16 protein-coding genes are annotated in these 17419 nt (G+C 67.0%); 7 read left to right on the top strand and 9 right to left on the bottom strand.

Annotated features, from left to right (window positions below):
- Nucleotides 1–5: 5 nt before the first annotated feature.
- From ACLIVD_RS14225 to ctaD, 3 genes are all read right to left on the bottom strand, one after another.
- Nucleotides 6–785: an aminoacyl-tRNA hydrolase gene (locus ACLIVD_RS14225; RefSeq protein WP_283354676.1), complete on the bottom strand. Its 780-nt coding sequence runs from the start codon at nt 783–785 to the stop codon at nt 6–8.
- Complete coding sequence (gene serB, locus ACLIVD_RS14220; RefSeq protein WP_105413087.1) at nt 782–2002, bottom strand: phosphoserine phosphatase SerB; 1221 nt, start codon at nt 2000–2002, stop codon at nt 782–784. Before serB ends, ACLIVD_RS14225 begins: the two co-directional genes overlap by 4 nt.
- A gap of 104 nt (nt 2003–2106) precedes the next feature.
- Nucleotides 2107–3897, bottom strand: a complete 1791-nt coding sequence (gene ctaD, locus ACLIVD_RS14215) for an aa3-type cytochrome oxidase subunit I (protein ID WP_011598346.1) — start codon at nt 3895–3897, stop codon at nt 2107–2109.
- Between the two features lie 304 nt (nt 3898–4201).
- Between ctaD and ACLIVD_RS14210 the strand changes: the two genes are divergently transcribed.
- The 3 genes from ACLIVD_RS14210 to ACLIVD_RS14200 are packed head-to-tail and all read left to right on the top strand — an operon-like array spanning nt 4202 to nt 6794.
- Nucleotides 4202–5209, top strand: a complete 1008-nt coding sequence (locus ACLIVD_RS14210; RefSeq protein WP_105413088.1) for an ABC transporter substrate-binding protein — start codon at nt 4202–4204, stop codon at nt 5207–5209.
- A gap of 35 nt (nt 5210–5244) precedes the next feature.
- Nucleotides 5245–6312, top strand: a complete 1068-nt coding sequence (locus ACLIVD_RS14205) for an iron-siderophore ABC transporter substrate-binding protein (RefSeq protein ID WP_491932605.1) — start codon at nt 5245–5247, stop codon at nt 6310–6312.
- Nucleotides 6313–6320: 8 nt separating this feature from the next.
- Nucleotides 6321–6794, top strand: a complete 474-nt coding sequence (locus tag ACLIVD_RS14200) for an NUDIX hydrolase (RefSeq protein WP_491932604.1) — start codon at nt 6321–6323, stop codon at nt 6792–6794.
- Between the two features lie 75 nt (nt 6795–6869).
- Here ACLIVD_RS14200 and nrdF read toward each other — a convergent pair whose 3' ends face one another.
- The 4 genes from nrdF to ACLIVD_RS14180 all read right to left on the bottom strand — a co-directional run bounded on the left by nrdF (nt 6870) and on the right by ACLIVD_RS14180 (nt 10852).
- Entirely contained in the window at nt 6870–7835 is a 966-nt protein-coding gene (gene nrdF / locus ACLIVD_RS14195; RefSeq protein WP_005240291.1) for a class 1b ribonucleoside-diphosphate reductase subunit beta, read from the bottom strand.
- 77 nt (nt 7836–7912) lie between these two features.
- Nucleotides 7913–10096: a class 1b ribonucleoside-diphosphate reductase subunit alpha gene (gene nrdE / locus ACLIVD_RS14190; RefSeq protein ID WP_005240290.1), complete on the bottom strand. Its 2184-nt coding sequence runs from the start codon at nt 10094–10096 to the stop codon at nt 7913–7915.
- The gene (gene nrdI / locus ACLIVD_RS14185) at nt 10054–10530 is read right to left on the bottom strand and encodes a class Ib ribonucleoside-diphosphate reductase assembly flavoprotein NrdI (protein WP_005259574.1); all 477 of its coding nucleotides are present in this window, start codon (nt 10528–10530) and stop codon (nt 10054–10056) included. Before nrdI ends, nrdE begins: the two co-directional genes overlap by 43 nt.
- 88 nt (nt 10531–10618) lie before the next feature.
- Nucleotides 10619–10852: a redoxin NrdH gene (locus ACLIVD_RS14180; RefSeq protein WP_005240286.1), complete on the bottom strand. Its 234-nt coding sequence runs from the start codon at nt 10850–10852 to the stop codon at nt 10619–10621.
- Between the two features lie 1041 nt (nt 10853–11893).
- Between ACLIVD_RS14180 and ACLIVD_RS14175 the strand changes: the two genes are divergently transcribed.
- Entirely contained in the window at nt 11894–13699 is a 1806-nt protein-coding gene (locus ACLIVD_RS14175) for a zinc ribbon domain-containing protein (protein WP_283335262.1), read from the top strand.
- A 217-nt stretch (nt 13700–13916) separates the two neighbouring features.
- Nucleotides 13917–14750: a siderophore-interacting protein gene (locus ACLIVD_RS14170; protein WP_418340894.1), complete on the top strand. Its 834-nt coding sequence runs from the start codon at nt 13917–13919 to the stop codon at nt 14748–14750.
- A gap of 29 nt (nt 14751–14779) precedes the next feature.
- Here ACLIVD_RS14170 and ACLIVD_RS14165 read toward each other — a convergent pair whose 3' ends face one another.
- Nucleotides 14780–15343, bottom strand: a complete 564-nt coding sequence (locus ACLIVD_RS14165; RefSeq protein WP_280781694.1) for an NAD(P)H-dependent oxidoreductase — start codon at nt 15341–15343, stop codon at nt 14780–14782.
- Nucleotides 15344–15444: 101 nt separating this feature from the next.
- Here ACLIVD_RS14165 and ACLIVD_RS14160 point away from each other — a divergent pair, with 101 nt between their 5' ends.
- Both ACLIVD_RS14160 and ACLIVD_RS14155 read left to right on the top strand, forming a co-directional pair.
- Entirely contained in the window at nt 15445–16044 is a 600-nt protein-coding gene (locus ACLIVD_RS14160; protein ID WP_280781693.1) for a TetR/AcrR family transcriptional regulator, read from the top strand.
- Between the two features lie 34 nt (nt 16045–16078).
- A complete protein-coding gene (locus tag ACLIVD_RS14155; RefSeq protein WP_491932603.1) occupies nt 16079–16849 on the top strand; it encodes an META domain-containing protein in 771 nt (256 codons plus the stop codon).
- Here ACLIVD_RS14155 and ACLIVD_RS14150 read toward each other — a convergent pair.
- Entirely contained in the window at nt 16846–17397 is a 552-nt protein-coding gene (locus ACLIVD_RS14150; protein WP_491932602.1) for a nucleosidase, read from the bottom strand. The two genes, ACLIVD_RS14155 and ACLIVD_RS14150, sit on opposite strands and share 4 nt — an antisense overlap.
- Between the last annotated feature and the right edge of the window lie 22 nt (nt 17398–17419).

Raw genomic sequence — 17419 nt, 5'->3', positions numbered from 1 at the left:
GACGCTCAGGGGCAGGCGATCACGGTCATCGATCCGGGAGCCACCTCGGTGAAACCGGCGTCCCGCACCGCGACCGCCCTGCCCCGCACCACCTCGATGGTCAGGTCTTCCCACAGTCCGACGTCGGCATCCCGCACGGCGCAGCGGTAGCCGGTGGCCGCCCACGCGCGTGCCTGCTCGGTGGTCATTGCACCGGCGAGCAGCATCGACGCGTGACCCACCTGCGCCGCGGCCTTCCCCACCGTCATGTCCAGGGCGGAGTTGATCCACAGCACCGGAATCCCGTCCGGGATCTCCCCGGGGTCGTCGTGGTCGAGATCGGTGCCGCCGATCTGCAACTTCCGGATGCGGGGGTCGAGTGCGCCGACGGCGACGGGCACGAGTGCGCGCGCCTGGGCACCGTCGACGTCGACGGTGATTCCGTCGACCTCCTGCGCCGCACGCCACCCCGCTCCCCGCGCACGCCGCGACACCTTGCGGATCCGGGACCCGATCCAGGCGAGGTAATCCTCCTGCCACGGTCCGGGCGCGCCGGTGTCGTCGGGGCCGACGCGAGAGTCGAGGCACAACGCCACCGCCGCGGTCGCGGCAGCTTCGAGCAGGGCGCTACGCGGCGGGGGGTCGGCCTTGGGAATGTGCAGCACGATCGGCATGGCGAGAACCTGCGCCGGGTCGTCCGGATCCGGCCGGCCGCCGTATCCGGCCGCGAGGACGGCGTGACGCGCCGCCCACAGGGCGTCGTCACCGGTTTCCCCGGCAACCGCGTCGCGGCACGATTCCGTCACGACAGCGGGACTCGTCGGACCACGCCGTCCACTGCGTCGGCGGCCTCGACCTCGTCGCGGGTGACCCCGAGAATGAACAACACGGCGTCGAGGAAGGGGTGCGACAAAGCGGTGTCCGCGACCTCCCGCAGAGCGGGCTTGGCGTTGAACGCGATGCCCAGCCCTGCCGCGTTGAGCATGTCGATGTCGTTGGCGCCGTCGCCGACCGCCACCGTCTGTTCCATCGGGACGCCGACCTGTCCGGCGAACTTCCGCAGCGCGGTCGCCTTCGCGGCCCGGTCCACGATGTCTCCGATCACCCGGCCGGTGAGCTTGCCGTCCACGATCTCGAGCGTGTTGGCCTGCACGAAGTCCAGTTCCAGTTCGTGGGCCAGGCCCTCGATGACCTGCCGGAAACCTCCGGACACCACGCCGCAGTGGAAGCCGAGCCTGCGGAGCGTCCGGATGGTGGTGCGAGCGCCCGGTGTCAGTTCCAAGTTTTCCGCGACGTCGTCGATCACGGAGGCGTCGAGGCCGGCGAGGGTCGCGACCCGCTGATGCAGGGATTCGGTGAAGTCGATTTCGCCGCGCATCGCCGATTCGGTGACGGCGCGCACCTCGTCCTCGACGCCCGCGCGGGCGGCGAGCATCTCGATGACCTCGCCCTGGACGAGGGTCGAATCGACGTCGAACACGATGAGCCGTTTGGCGCGACGAGCCAGTCCCCCGCGCTCGACGGCGATGTCGACGTTCTCGCGCACGGCCACTTCAGCCAGCACGGTGCGCAGACTCTTGTCCGCCTCCGCGGTTCCGGGAGCACTCACAAGCAGTTCGAGGCCCGTCACCGGGTAGTCGGCGACGCCGCGGATCGAGTCGATGTTGACCCCGAGGGTCGCCATCTCCCGCGCCACCGAACGCAGTGCGCGAGCCGACACCGGACTACCGAGCACGACCACGGCGTGGGTGGACAGCGACTGCCTGCCGGGATCGGCACCGATCTCGACGTCCACCGACATCCCGACGGTGGCCATCGCCTCTTCGAGTTCCTCCTGCAGCGCTTCCCCGTTCTCGGGGCAGGCCACCAGGACACCGAGGGTCAGTCGCCCACGAATCACCACCTGCTCCACGTCGAGAAGGCTCACGTCGTGGCGGGAGAGCGACCCGAAGAGCACCGAGGTGACGCCGGGTCGGTCGGGGCCCGTCACGGTCACCAGAACAGTGGTGTCAGCTGCACCCACCGATGTACTCCGATCATGTTGCTCGCGCGGCTTGTCCGGCACCCATTGTGCCAACTGAAAGGCCCCGCCCGGTGTGGGGGCGGGGCCTTTCCGAAACTGATGTGTCAGCGGCCGGTGTCGGTTCCGGGGTCGCCTTCGTCGCCGACGGTCAGCGGCTCGTGGCGTTCCTTCTCGAGCACGGTGCTGGCGTGCTTGCCACCGTGGCCCGGTCCGACGTGCGCCTCGGCCTTCATCCGCTCGACCATGTGCGGGTAGTGCAGCTCGAACGCGGGACGCTCGGAGCGGATGCGCGGCAGTTCGGTGAAGTTGTGCCGCGGCGGCGGGCAACTGGTGGCCCACTCGAGGGAGTTGCCGTAACCCCACGGGTCGTCGACGGTCACGACCTCGCCGTACCGGTAGCTCTTGAAGACGTTCCAGATGAACGGCAGCGTCGAGGCACCCAGGACGAACGCGAAGATCGTCGAGAAGGTGTTCAGGAACGTGAAGCCGTCCGAGGGCAGGTAGTCGGCGTAGCGACGCGGCATACCTTCGTTACCCAGCCAGTGCTGGACGAGGAACGTGCCGTGGAAGCCGATGAACGTGGTCCAGAAGTGCCACTTGCCGAGACGCTCGTCCATCATGCGTCCGGTCATCTTCGGGAACCAGAAGTAGATGCCGGCGTACGTGGCGAACACGACGGTGCCGAAGACCACGTAGTGGAAGTGGGCGACCACGAAGTAGGTGTCCGTGACGTGGAAGTCGAGCGGCGGGCTCGCGAGGATGACGCCGGACAGACCACCGAAGAGGAACGTGATCAGGAAGCCGATGGAGAACAGCATCGGCGACTCGAACGTCAACTGCCCCTTCCACATGGTTCCGATCCAGTTGAAGATCTTCACACCCGTAGGAACGGCGATCAGGAACGTCATGAACGAGAAGTACGGGAGCAGCACGGCGCCGGTGGCGTACATGTGGTGCGCCCACACCGCGATGGAGAGCGCGGCGATCGCCAGGGTCGCGTAGACCAGGCCGCTGTAACCGAACACGGGCTTACGGCTGAAGACCGGGAAGATCTCCGAGACGATGCCGAAGAACGGCAGCGCGATGATGTACACCTCGGGGTGACCGAAGAACCAGAACAGGTGCTGCCACAGCAGTACGCCGCCGGTGGCCGGGTCGAAGATGTGGCCACCGAGGTGACGGTCCACGAACAGGCCCATGAACGCAGCGGTCAGCAGCGGGAACGCCAGCAGAATCAGAATGCTGGTGATGAAGATGTTCCACGTGAAGATCGGCATGCGGAACATGGTCATGCCGGGTGCACGCAGGCAGATGACGGTGGTGATCATGTTGACACCACCGAGGATGGTGCCGAGGCCGGCGACCGCGAGGCCCATGACCCAGAGGTCGGCGCCGACGCCCGGGGAGTGCAGCGCACTCGTCAGGGGCGTGTAGGCGGTCCAGCCGAAGTCTGCGGCACCGCCGGGGGTGATGAAGCCTGCGGTCGTGATGATCGCGCCGAACACGTACAGCCAGTAGCTGAACGCGTTGAGTCGCGGGAACGCCACGTCGGGGGCACCGATCTGCAGCGGCAGGATGTAGTTGGCGAACCCGAACACGATCGGCGTCGCGTACAGCAGCAGCATGATCGTGCCGTGCATCGTGAACAGCTGGTTGAACTGCTCGTTCGACAAGAACTGCATACCGGGCACAGCGAGCTCGGCGCGCATCATCAGGGCCATGAGACCACCGATGAGGAAGAACGCGATCGAGGTCGTCAAGTACATGATTCCGAGCACCTTGGGGTCGGTGGTCGTAATCATTTTGAAGATGAACGAGCCCTTGGGTCCCTGCCGCGGCGGGTAAGGCCTGGCTGCAGCTATCGCGGGGACTGGCTGGGGCGCTACGGCAGTCACTGATCCTCCTGAATGCGCGTCCGTCCCCGGGCTGCGAGGCGAACGGTCTCTGGCTTGCGCTCATCGAATCGTAGACCGTGCCCTGAGCGGCCTCCGACTGGGTCCTACCCACTGTCGTACTTACCCGGACTCAGAGCAAATTGTGGCGGATGCGACCTGCGGTTTGTCGCGCCGGGGAGTGCTCACTGTCACGCGGTCCGGCGTGTCGCACGCGACCGGTCGTCGCGTGCGACACGAAGGCTCCGACACGCCGAAACCCCGGTGTTAAGGTTTCGCTCACCTAACTTTCGATCAGGAGCTTCATGTGAACGTTCTCTCCCGACGCCGGGTAGTCGCCGGCGCGGTCGCACTGGCCGCTGCAGCCACTTTCTCGATCACGTCCTGCTCCAGCAGCGACGACTCCGCCGCCGCGTCCGGCACCACGTCGTCGACCGGGCAGTTCCCCCGCACCGTCGACCATTTCCGCGGCAGCACCGAGATCCCGGCCGAACCGCAGCGCATCGTGGCACTCGACAACAGTTTCACCGACGCCGTCCTCCTCCTCGAGGCGCCACTCGTCGGATACGTCGACTACCGCGAACCCGGCCTGCCCGACTACCTCGGCGCCTCGCGGGACGAGTTCGCGGCCGAAGCCGAGTCGGTGGGCAAGGTCAGCACCGCGAGCCTCGAGCAGATCGCCGCGCTGCAACCCGACCTGATCATCTCCGCCGAGGTGCGCGACGGAAAGAACTACGAGCAACTGTCCGCGATCGCGCCGACCATCTTCACCGAGACGACCGGGCCCACCTGGAAGGACAACATCCGTCTCGTCGGCAAGGCACTGGGTAAGGAAGAACTCGCGGAGCAGAAGATCGGCGCCTACGAGGAGCGGGCCGCGGCCGTCGGCGCGGAGATCAATGACACGGCGTCGAATCCGGTGATCTCGGTCGTCCGGTTCGCGGGCGAGCCGACGGCACGCCTCTACCGCACCACCTCGTTCAGCGGGATCGTCCTCTCGGACGCCGGGCTCGCTCGTCCGCAGAGCCAGGGCCCCGATCCGGCCGACCCCGACAACATCATGCAAGCCATCAGCCCCGAGCTGATCAGCGAGGCGGAGGGCGACGCCATCTTCGTCAGCACCTGGCAGGACCCGGCCGGCAAGAGCGCCGAAGCGGCGAAGCCGTTCCTGGAGAGCCCGCTGTGGCAGACGCTGAAGGGACGCAAGATCGACGTCGACGACGCCCGCTGGATGTCGCCGGTCAGCATCCAGGGCGCGCACCTCATCCTCGACGACCTGTCGGACACGTTCGGGGTTGACAAGCACAGCGGCTAACCTGAACGCGCCCGCACACACAGGAAGTCGCCGAATTGTCCCCTCGTAGGTTTTCCGCCCGCCGCGCGTCCACCGGTCTCGTCGCCGCCGTCGCTGTGCTCGCAGTCGCCGGCTGCTCTCAACCGTCCGACGACGATCCCGCAGCGTCCATCGTCCGGACCACCACGCAGATCGCCGGAGCCGGTGTGGTCGGCATCGAGCGGGACACCACGACCGCCTGCGCCGGGCCGGCCCCTGTCGACGCCGCACTCGCGGCCGGCTCGACGCACCGGGTGGTCCACACGAAAGGCGAGAGCGACGTTCCGTCGGATCCGCAGCGGATCGTGGTGCTCGACAGCGCCGCACTGGACGCGGTGTGCGCACTCGGTCTGTGGAAGAACGTGGTCGGCGCGGCGACCGTCGACGGGGACTCACCTCAGCCCGGCTACCTCGGCACGGGCATCTCCGAGATCCCGGGCGTCGGATCCGTCGACGCCCCGGACGTGAACAAGATCGCGCAGGCGGACCCGGACCTGATCCTCGGATCGAGTCCGGCGTCCGACCAGCTGTACGGCGCGCTCTCCCCCATTGCGCCCACCGTGTTCGTCGGCTCCGACCCCGTGTACTGGAAAGCCCAGTTCCTCCTCGCCGGCAACGCCCTGGGCCGGGCCGATGCGGCGACGGCCGCGCTCGAGCAGTACCAGCAGGACGCCAGGCAACTCGGCGTCGACATCGACGCAGCGCAGACACAAGCGTCCGTCGTCCGCTTCGACGCCGACAGCATGGAGGTCGAGGGTCCGGCCACGTTCGCCGGCCAGGTCCTCACCGACGCCGGAGTGCGGCGGCCCGCCTATCAGAACCTCGACGGCGCAGTCACCGAACCGATCACCGAATCCGACATCGACCAGGCCGAGGGCGACCTCATCTACGCCGTCCTGGACGGCGAGGGGGGCACCGCGCACGCGGAGGACATCATGTCCGGTGAGGCATGGGAAGACCTCGAGGCGGCCTCCGACAAGCGGGTCTTCGCCGTGGAGGGCGACGTGTGGGGCGGAAACGGTGTCGTCGCCGCACGCGCGATGCTCACCGACCTGCGGAACACGCTGAACGGCTACGTCGGCTAGGAGGCCCGGTGCCCGTCCCCGAGTTCGTCACCGCCCTGCGCGGCCACGTCGGCACTGCGCCGCTGTGGCTGTCCGGGGTGACTGTCGTGGTGCGCGACGCCGACGGCCGGGTGCTGCTGACGCGGCGCGTCGACAACGGAAAATGGGCCGTCGTGTCCGGCATCCTCGAACCCGGGGAGGAACCCGGACCCGCGGCGCTGCGTGAGGTGCGCGAGGAAACCGGCGTGGACGCGGAACTGGTCCGGATCACGAGCGTCGACGTCACCGATCCGATCACCTACCCCAACGGCGACGTCGCGCAGTATCTCGACGTGTGCTTCCTCGCGCGGTACGTCGGCGGGCAGGCGACCGTGTCGGACGACGAGAACCACGACGTCGGCTGGTTCTCCCCCGACGCGCTGCCGCCGGATCTGACCCCGTCGTCGCGACTGCGGCTCGACAAGGCGCTGCAGGACGAGCCCGAGGCGTGGTTCCGCCGCTGAACGCAGTTCGCCCGATGTCACACCGGTGCAGTCGAACTGAACCGGTGTGACATCGGGCGACAGGCCTGGGTCGCTCTAGAAGTCCCAGTCCTCGTCTTCGGTGTTGACGGCCTTGCCGATGACGTAGGAGCTGCCCGAGCCGGAGAAGAAGTCGTGGTTCTCGTCCGCGTTGGGTGAGAGCGCCGACAGGATCGCCGGGTTGACGTCCGTCTCGTCCTTCGGGAACAGACCCTCGTAGCCGAGGTTCATCAGCGCCTTGTTGGCGTTGTACCGCAGGAACTTCTTGACGTCTTCGGTGAGGCCCACCTCGTCGTAGAGGTCCTGGGTGTAGTCGACCTCGTTGTCGTAGAGCTCGAAGAGCAACTCGAACGTGTAGTTCTTGAGGTCGTCGCGCTCGGCCTCGGTGAGCTGCTCGAGACCCTTCTGGTATTTGTAGCCGATGTAGTACCCGTGCACGGCCTCGTCACGGATGATGAGGCGGATGAGGTCGGCGGTGTTGGTGAGCTTCGCCCGCGACGACCAGTACATCGGCAGGTAGAAGCCGGAGTAGAACAGGAAGCTCTCGAGCAGGGTGGAGGCCACCTTGCGCTTGAGCGGCTCGTCGCCCTGGTAGTAGTCCATGACGATCTCGGCCTTGCGCTGCAGGTTCGGGTTCTCCTCGGACCAGCGGAAGGCGTCGTCGATGTCGCGGGTGGAGCACAGCGTCGAGAAGATCGAGCTGTAGCTCTTGGCGTGCACCGACTCCATGAACGCGATGTTGGTGTACACCGCTTCTTCGTGCGGGGTGATGGCGTCGGGGATGAGGCTGACGGCGCCCACGGTGCCCTGAATGGTGTCGAGGAGCGTCAGCCCCGTGAACACCCGCATCGTGAGCTGCTTCTCCTGCGGCGTGAGCGTCCCCCACGACGGGATGTCGTTGGACACCGGCACCTTTTCGGGCAGCCAGAAGTTGCCGACGAGACGGTCCCACACCTCGGCGTCCTTCTCGTCCTGGACGCGGTTCCAGTTGATCGCGGATACGCGACTCACCAGCTTGACCATTGATTCCTCACTTCGTTCGGCTGTGAGTACTTGTCAACCGCCGGCGGTTGACAAGTACTCACGGGCGGCGGAGCCGCCTACAGCATGCAGGAAACGCAACCTTCGACCTCGGTACCCTCCAGAGCCATCTGACGCAGCCGGATGTAGTACAGCGTCTTGATGCCCTTGCGCCACGCGTAGATCTGGGCCTTGTTGATGTCGCGGGTGGTGGCGGTGTCCTTGAAGAACAGCGTCAGCGACAGCCCCTGGTCGACGTGCTGCGTCGCGGCGGCATAGGTGTCGACGATCTTCTCGTACCCGATCTCGTAGGCATCCTGGTAGTACTCCAGGTTGTCGTTGGTCAGGTAGGGCGCCGGGTAGTAGACGCGGCCGATCTTGCCTTCCTTGCGGATCTCGATCTTCGACGCCACCGGGTGGATGGAGCTGGTGGAGTAGTTGATGTACGAGATCGAGCCCGTCGGCGGGACGGCCTGCAGGTTCTGGTTGTAGATGCCGTACTTCTGCACGGACGCCTTCAGCTCGCGCCAGTCGTCCTGCGTCGGGATGTGCACACCGGACTCGGCGAACAGCTGACGCACCCGCTCCGTCTTCGGCTCCCACACCTGATCGGTGTACTTGTCGAAGTACTCGCCGGACGCGTACTTGGACTGCGGGAAGCCCTTGAAGTGGGTGCCCCGCTCGATGGCGATCCGGTTGGACGCCCGCACCGCGTGGAACACGACGGTGTAGAAGTAGATGTTCGTGAAGTCGATGCCCTCGTCGGAGCCGTAGAAGATCCGCTCACGGGCCAGGTACCCGTGCAGGTTCATCTGCCCGAGGCCGATGGCGTGAGAGTCGTTGTTGCCCTGCTCGATCGACGGCACCGAGTAGATGTGCGTCTGATCGGACACCGCGGTGAGGGCGCGGATCGACACCTCGATGGTGCGTGCGAAGTCGGGCGAGTCCATGGTCTTCGCGATGTTCAGCGAACCGAGGTTGCAGGAGATGTCCTTGCCGACCTCGCTGTAGGAGAGGTCGTCGTTGAACAGCGACGGCGTCGAGACCTGCAGGATCTCCGAGCACAGGTTGGAGTGGGTGATCTTGCCCTCGATGGGGTTGGCCCGGTTCACCGTGTCCTCGAACATGATGTAGGGGTAGCCCGACTCGAACTGCAGCTCTGCGATGGTCTGGAAGAACTCGCGCGCCTTGATCTTCGACTTGCGGATCCGTTTGTCGTCGACCATCTCGTAGTACTTCTCGGTGACGTTGACGTCCGCGAACGGGACACCGTAGATGCGCTCGACGTCGTACGGCGAGAAGAGGTACATGTCCTCGTTCTTCTTCGCCAGCTCGAACGTGATGTCCGGGATGACCACACCCAGCGACAGCGTCTTGATGCGGATCTTCTCGTCGGCGTTCTCCCGCTTGGTGTCGAGGAAGCGGTAGATGTCCGGGTGGTGCGCGTGCAGGTACACCGCGCCCGCACCCTGTCGCGCGCCGAGCTGGTTGGCGTACGAGAAGGAATCCTCGAGCAGTTTCATGATCGGGATCACACCGGAGCTCTGGTTCTCGATCTTCTTGATCGGGGCACCGTGCTCGCGAACATTGCTGAGCAGCAACGCAACTCCGCCGCCGCGCTTGGACAGCTGCAGGGCGGAGTTGATGGAGCGGCCGATCGACTCCATGTTGTCCTCGATACGCAGCAGGAAGCAGGACACGGGCTCGCCGCGCTGCTTCTTGCCGGAGTTGAGGAACGTGGGGGTGGCGGGCTGGAACCGGCCGGCGATGATCTCGTCGACGAGCTTGGTCGCCAGCTCTTCGTCGCCGGCGGCGAGCGTGAGCGCGACCATGCAGACACGGTCCTCGAACCGCTCCAGGTAGCGCTTGCCGTCGAACGTCTTCAGCGTGTACGAGGTGTAGTACTTGAACGCGCCCAGGAACGTCGGGAAGCGGAACTTCTTGGCGTAGGCGTGATCGATCAGCGACTTCACGAACGCGCGCGAGTACTGGTCGAGGACCTCGGGCTCGTAGTAGTTCTCCTCCACGAGGTAGTCGAGTTTCTCGTCCAGGTTGTGGAAGAAGACGGTGTTCTGGTTGACGTGCTGCAGGAAGTACTGGCGGGCGGCGGCGACGTCCTTGTCGAACTGGATCTCACCGTTGGGGCCGTACAGGTTGAGCATTGCGTTGAGTGCGTGGTAATCGAGACCGTTCGTCGAGTCTCCACCGCGCGCGTCGCGCTCTACGCTCCCCGCGTCGATGGTGTCTGTGATGGTCGGCGCCACTTCTCGTGCTCCTCGTCGTCTAAGTGATCCCAGAATTCACCCAGACCGGCCCTGACCCGCTCGACGTCCTCGGCTGTGCCCATGAGTTCGAAGCGGTAGAGGTAGGGAACGTGGCATTTCTGAGAAATGATGTTTCCTGCAAAGCAATAGGATTCACCGAAATTGGTGTTTCCTGCCGCGATCACTGCTCGGATCAGCGACCTGTTGTGTGTGTTGTTGAGAAATCGGATGACCGGCTTCGGGACGTAACTGGTGTCGCGGCCCATGGCCGTCGTTCCCCCGCCGTAGGTGGGGACGATCAGCACGTAGGGTTCGCGAACCTCGAAGGTTCCCTCGCGGTCATGAATGGGTATGCGCGTCGCAGGCAGCCCGAGCCGCTGGACGAATCGGTGCGTGTTCTCCGAGGCGCTGGAGAAGTACACCAGCGATGTCATCGGTTTCCACCATCTGGACTAGTACTACCGTTTACTGCCGCCCGGGAATCGGTTCGATCTCCGCCTCGGGCGGTGCGATCGCCTCGCTTCAAGCAGCGTTTGCCGAGAGGGTCTTGATGCGGTCGGGGCGGAAGCCCGACCAGTGCTCGTCACCGGCCACGATCACGGGCGCCTGCAGGTATCCCAGTGCCATGACGTAGTCCCGGGCTTCGGGGTCTTCGGTGATGTCGACGACGGAGTATTCGATACCCGCCTTGTCGAGGGCCCGGTAGGTGGCATTGCACTGAACGCAAGCGGGCTTGGTGTAGACGGTGATGCTCATGAAGTCCCTCTTTCCACTGCCGAATGGAGCTGACGAAGTGTGTGTTCAGCGCACTGAGACTTCCCCTGATCGAGATGGCGGTGACCCCCGATGGAGATGCTCACCGAGTCGGTTCTCGTTGTGGTCTCTCAGTGCTCAAGACACTACACCTAGTGGCCGACAGAAACACTTAACCCGAGATGTTGTGAGTCACATTGATGAAATTCCCAGGTCGCCATCCCGCGGACCATAAATTTCGTGCTCGCTCTGGCGTGTCGCACATCACATCGTCGGTGTGACGCGGGACTCCCCTCTCATCGCGCTCCTGCACTGGAGGCTTTTAACTGTTGCCGATATATCTAATCTAATCGATAGGTTCTGACACTGTCTGCCGGTGTGAATTGGTTAGGCGACTTGGGATGTCGGTGGTTGGGTGCGCAAGGCGGCAGGGAGGGCCGGTGGCCTTCTGGGCGCACCGGTTCGGATCACCGAATCTTTTGACCGCGCGGACCTCGACTCCTATCAGTGCAGGCCGCCCGGATGGGGGTGTGCGGGCCCGGGTCGGCGGGGGCAGCGGGCGGGGTTGGGCCGGATGCTCGACAACGCGGCCGAGGGTCGGTTCACGGCGGTGCGGGTGGTGTGGCGAGATCGATTGGCCCAGTTCGCCGGTGGGCTGGATCGGGCGGTACTTGTCGGAGGCCGGCGTTACAGTCGAGGTCTTACGAGACAGGAGCGACAGATCGCTGGTGGGAGGGTTGATGGATGACGTCAGGGCGGTGCCGGCATCGTTGTCCGGCCGGTTCTCTGGGCGCTGTGGTCGAAACAGAATCAACGACGGGGTCTCCCGCTCGACCGTCTTGCTACGTTGCACGCGCGCCCGCTGGCCGCTCGATTACGATCAGGCAGCCACGACGCCGCGGCACGGTTGGGAATGGGTTAACCGGTGAGCATCTCGGGCGTTCGCGGGTTCTTGTCACCGGCGGTGCCGGCGGACGGCTGGTGCATCATGGTCCGCGCGTGTCGGAATGTGAAGGTGCTGACCGATCCCGAATTGTGCCGGGTATGACCGGGCCGGGATCGACTGTGCCGCGGCAGTTCGCGTTCACCACCCGCGCGTACTTGGCGGTCGACGATGCGACCGAGGAGCCGATCGGACTCGACGATGTCGATATCCGGGTGGGGTGGCTCCTCGATCTGGTCGCCGCGGCCGGCGGCGAGTTGGTGTCTCGGCTGTGGCAGCCGGCGACGTTCGACGTGCTCGCCGCCGGTCGTGACCGCCAGGACCGCAGGCTGCCGGCGCAGGGGCATGTCACCGCGGCGCGTCTCGGCTGGAACCCGATCTATCCGGACGGGGTCTACGTGCCGTCGCGGGTCACGCGGGTGGTGACCGCGCAGGTAACGGCGACCCTGCGGACCCTGGCCTACCGAGATACCGCGATCGCGGCACTGTCGGCCCGATTCGACCCGGACACCGGTCGTCTGACCGCACCCACCGAGCCGGGCGACTATGTGCCCTCGGGTTACGCGCGAGGCGTGCGGCGACAGCTCCTCGCACACGCCCGCCGCACCGACAGGGCACCGGCCGGCCGGTTGCGGATCACCGACCTGCAGGGACCACCGCTTGCGAGCGCGATGGCCCAGCTCTCCGCCGCCGACCGGCAGCTCGCACGGATCACCGCGACAGTCCGTGAGCTGGTGTTGACGGTGAAGCTGCCCACCAGCCCCGCCCCGGTGGGGCGGGCGCAGTGGCGGCGGGTCCGGCTCACCGCAACTATCCCCGCGCACCTGCATGACAGAACTGTCATCGACTGGCATCTGCCGACCCTGGTCCTCGACCACCGGGGTCTGTTGTGGCGGTGCGCGGCGACCGAACTCGTCCCTGCGAACGACCTGGCCTCGGCCGCCGTCGCGGTCGGGGTGGACTGGTCCCCGCGCACCCTCGGTGCCGCCGCCATCACCGCGGACCACCCGGAGGGGCTGGTGTCGGATTACCGGGGCTGGACCTACGACGACCGGGGCCTCGGCGTCAAACTGGCGCGCCTGCAGGCCGAGGGGCAGCTGCTGCACGCCAAGGCGGCCCGGTTGACGCAATTGGCCGCCGCCGCCCCACCGGAGGTCCGCGCCGAGTTGGAGGCGAAGATCGCCGTCCTGAACAAGCATCGCGAGGCGGTGGGTGTCAAGAGAGGGAGGATCAACCGGGAACTCGCCTTCCACTTCGCCCGCCAGGTCACCGAGTACGCCGCCGCGGCGGACGCGGAGATGATCGCGGTGGAGGATCTCAGCACCCTCGAGACCCGCGGACACGGACGGGTCAACAACAATCGGGCCGCGCAGTCCGCCCGCCGCCAAGCCGTCGCCGCCCTCGCGCACACCGCCGCGGGTGCCGGGATCACGGTGGTTTCGGTGCCGGCCCGGGGATCGTCCGCATTGTGTCCGGGCTGCGACGAACCGCTTGCCCGCCCCGGCGGCTACCACGACGCGTGGTGCCCGGGCTGCCGGGTCGGCGGCAACCGCGACCACATCGCCGGGGTGAACCTGGCCAAACGCGCACTGCTCGGTAAAGGCAAAGTCACTCGTCGGCGTGGGCAGTTGCCCGCGGTCCGGGGCGCCGAGCATGCGCCGGTGCGCAAGTGTCGCGACAAGAACACTCCGACACCGAGCACGCCGCGGCATCGCCGGGTCCGCCGCAGCCTGCCCACCGTGACACCGTGGATGGGGGTGACTCCGAAACGGCATGTTCCTGCGCCACAAGCGTCGGTGTGGGACACGGTTCAACCCACACCACCGCACGGTGATACGGGTAGCCGTGACACACGTACATCTCAGACGCCCGCCACACGAGTGGCGGATGGTATGAGGTCTACGTAGACGCTCCGGGAGCTTACGTCCTTCGGGAGAGCACCGCCCGCACCGGCCGGAGACGACTCCGCCGGACCATGGCGGCACCCTCCGAGCGCAGCCCTCGCCCCACCCGGAGACACCGCTCCCCGACCGCCCGCGGCCGGGCACACCGGGGCGTCGCACACGACGTGCTCCCCATGCTTGCCGACCGGTAACTGCCTGCCGGCCCCGGTACCGTGAGCGCATGTCCGACGACTCCCTGGACCACCTCCCCTGGTCGGCATCCGTGGCGCGCACGACGCGGGTGACGCCGAACATGCAGAGGATCACCCTCGCGGGCGGAGATCTCGGTCGATTCGAGTCCAGCGGGCGGCCGGACGAGCGCCTGCTCCTGGCCTTCCCACCCGACGGCGCGGAGAAGCGCAGCTACACCGTCCGCCGCTGGGATCCGGACGCCCTGGAGATGGACATCGATTTCGCCGTCCACGCGGGCGGAACCGCGGCGCACTGGGCCGCTCGCGCGCGCCCCGGTGAGACGCTCGGGTTCTCCACCGCCTCGGGGTGGTACGCGCCGCCCGCCGATTCCGAGTGGCAACTCCTCCTCGCCGACATGACGGCACTGCCCGCCGTCGGCCGGATACTCGAGGAATTGCCCGGCTCGCCGCGGGTGCACGTCATCGCGGAGGTCACGACCCCCGAGGACCGGCAGCAGTTCGCCACCGATGCCGCGCTGACCATGACGTGGCTGGACGGGAGCGGAAACGGCGCCGGCGACAGTCTGCTCGCCGAGGCGGCCCGCGACTGGCCGCGCCCGGATGCACCGGGATACGTGTGGTTCGCGGGCGAGGCGAAGGTGTCGCGGGTGGTGCGGCGCTGGTTACGACATGACCTGGGCTGGCATGCGGACCGCTACGACGTCATCGGTTACTGGCGCGACAACAAGGAGGAGTGGGTCACCCGGTACGAGACGGTGCGCGAACAGATAGAAGCCGCCAGGGACTCTGCCCTGGCGGCCGGTGAAGACTTCGACTCGGTGCGCGACGCCGTCGACGCAGCCCTGGATCGGACCGGGCTGTAGCGACGACGGCGCCGCGCGCGAGCGGATCGTCAGGCGTCGACGAGCTGCTTCGTGGCGTCGACGAGGCTGGCGACGACGTCGGCAACCTGCTGCGCGACCTCGGCGTTCTCGCGCGGGTGCCGGTCACCGAACTTGTCGATGGTGCCGCCGATGGCGAGGGTGACGTCCTCGAGGACCTTGCCGCCTGCGATGCGGACGGCCTTGCGGGTGTCCTCGTGCGCCCACTGTGCACCGTTGCCGCTGGGTGAGGCGCTGATGACGGCGACGGGCTTGTCCTTGACGGCGCCGGTGCCGTACGGCCGGGAGATCCAGTCGATGGCGTTCTTGAGGACGGCGGGGATGGTGCCGTTGTACTCGGGCGTGAGGAGCAGGAGCGCGTCGGCGCGGCCGGCGGCCTCACGCAGCGCCTCGACGGCGGGGATGGAACCGGCGACGTCGATGTCCTCGTTGTAGAAGGGGACGTCTCCGAGGCCGTCGAACACGGTCACCTCGGCACCGTCGGGCGCCACGGCGATCGCGGTCTCGGCGAGCTGACGGTTGACCGAGGCGGCGCGGAGGCTGCCGACGAGAACGAGAACGTTGGTCTGTGACATGTCAATAATCCTTCGATGGTGCGTAGGGCGACTCGTGAACATGTATAGCAACTAAACGGACCGCGGTCCACTTATGTTCCCGTCACGGTAGGATGCGAGGCGTGACCAGTCCCCTGCTGCCCCAGATCGGGGTCGATCCCCCGGAACGCGGAGACGCCGCACGTAATCGGCGTCGTCTGCTCGACGCGGCTGCGCTGCTGGTCGCGGAGCGCGGCGTCGACGCCGTCACGATGGACGCGGTCGCCTGCAAGGCCGGTGTGGGCAAGGGCACAGTGTTCCGCCGGTTCGGCAGCCGGTCGGGCCTCATGCACGCACTCCTCGACCACACCGAACGGGAACTCCAGCAGTCGTTCATGTTCGGTCCACCGCCGCTCGGACCGGGCGCCGACCCGATCGACCGACTGATCGCCTTCGGGCACGCCCGCATCGCGATCGTCGAGGTACAGGGTGAGGTCCAGCGCGCGGCCGAGAATTCCCTCGAGTTCCGTTTCGCCGCACCCGCCCGGGCGGTCTCCGTGCGCCACGTCGTGTCCCTGCTCCGCGCGGCCGGGGTGCAGGGCGACCACGAACTGCTCGCCTGCTCATTGCTCGCACCCCTCGAAGCCACGCTGGTACTGCACGAATTGCGCGACCTCGGGATGTCCGTGGAGCGGCTCGGCGCCGCCTGGGAGGACCTGATCCGGCGCGTCACCCGATGTTGATCCCGGATCCGGACAATTTGTCTAACCTCGGGGAATGCGCACCACCGCGACCGTTCTCGGCCTCCTGACGTTCGCCTCGCTCACCGCCTGCGCCGGGGACGCGCAGCCCGGCCCGCCGGATCCGGCGGGCCGCACCTACGTCTCCACCTCCGTCGAGGGCGACCCCATTCCCGGCGGTGGGCCGCTCGTGCTCGGCTTCACCGACCCCGGACGCCTCTCCGTCGAGGCCGGATGCAATCAGGGCAGCGCCGACGTGGACCTGTCCGGCGGGAAGGTCGTGGCAGGACCGCTCGCGATGACGTTGATGGCGTGTCCGGGCGAGGCCGCCGGCGCGGACGCCTGGGTGGCGGCGCTGCTGGACGCGCAACCGAACTGGACCCTCGGCGGCGACACGCTCACCCTCACCACCCCCACCGGTTCGGTGACGCTGACCGACGAGAAGGTCGTCCGGCCGGATCGGCCCGTCGTCGGGACCACCTGGACGGTCACCGCGCTGATCAGTCCGGACGCGGTCACGACGACGGAGGCATTGGAAAGGACGGCACCCCAGTTGCTCATCGCCGGCGACGGTTCGGCGTCCGGCTTCACCGGCTGCAACCGCATGACCGGGACCGCGGACGTGCAGCGGAGTTCGATCTCGTTCGGGCCCTGGGCCACCACCCGGATGGCGTGCCCCCCGGATGTGTCCGAGGTCGAACGTGCCGTTCTCGCCGCGTTGACCGGGGAGACGGGCTACAGCGTCCATTCGGACTCGCTGCGACTGGTCAACAGCGACGGGATCGGGCTGACACTGCGGGCGAGCTAGAGAGCCGCCAGCCAGCGACCGAGTTCCCGGGCGCTCGCATCGATCCGGGCGGGCCAGTCCAGTGCCGAGTCGTCGGCCGTGTCGCTGACGTGCTTGACCAGCCGGCACCGGGCGCCGCCGCGAGCGCTGGCATAGGCGACGGCGAAACCCTCCATGTCGACGAGGTCGGCCCTGCGGGCGAGCACGTCGCGCACGCCGGCGTCGGACACGAACAGATCGCCGGTCGCGAGCACCGAACCGTCGCCGTCCGGCAGGGCGAGGAGATCGGCCACCTCGTGGCCGAGTGCCCGGATGGCGTCGCCACTGATGTCGTGGTTGAGGACCGTCGACGGCGTGAACAGGCCACTGTGATGCGCGTGCAACGCACCGGCGGTGCCGATGTTGACGACGAGCGGCTTGTCCGTTCGCGGGTAGTCGGCGAGTGCGGACGCCACGGCCACGGCGGCGCTCACCTTGCCGATCCCGGTGATCAGGACCTCGAACTCGGGCGGGACGTGCACCGCCTCCGCCTTGGTCGCGCTGACCACCAGAACGTCCGATCTACTCATGCGCGGAACCGTACCCTGCGCT

This window comes from Rhodococcus sp. G6(2025) (assembly GCF_058628105.1).
This window is presented reverse-complemented; position numbering and strand designations above follow the sequence as displayed.

What these genes read in the sequence shown, in the direction of transcription:
- nrdF (WP_005240291.1), bottom strand. Translation starts at nt 7,835, where the DNA reads ATGGTCAAGCTGGTGAGTCGCGTATCCGCGATCAACTGGAACCGCGTC.
- ACLIVD_RS14155 (WP_491932603.1), top strand. Translation starts at nt 16,079, where the DNA reads ATGCGCACCACCGCGACCGTTCTCGGCCTCCTGACGTTCGCCTCGCTC.
- ACLIVD_RS14175 (WP_283335262.1), top strand. Translation starts at nt 11,894, where the DNA reads ATGACCGGGCCGGGATCGACTGTGCCGCGGCAGTTCGCGTTCACCACC.
- ACLIVD_RS14165 (WP_280781694.1), bottom strand. Translation starts at nt 15,343, where the DNA reads ATGTCACAGACCAACGTTCTCGTTCTCGTCGGCAGCCTCCGCGCCGCC.
- ACLIVD_RS14170 (WP_418340894.1), top strand. Translation starts at nt 13,917, where the DNA reads ATGTCCGACGACTCCCTGGACCACCTCCCCTGGTCGGCATCCGTGGCG.
- ACLIVD_RS14150 (WP_491932602.1), bottom strand. Translation starts at nt 17,397, where the DNA reads ATGAGTAGATCGGACGTTCTGGTGGTCAGCGCGACCAAGGCGGAGGCG.
- ACLIVD_RS14180 (WP_005240286.1), bottom strand. Translation starts at nt 10,852, where the DNA reads ATGAGCATCACCGTCTACACCAAGCCCGCTTGCGTTCAGTGCAATGCC.
- nrdI (WP_005259574.1), bottom strand. Translation starts at nt 10,530, where the DNA reads ATGACATCGCTGGTGTACTTCTCCAGCGCCTCGGAGAACACGCACCGA.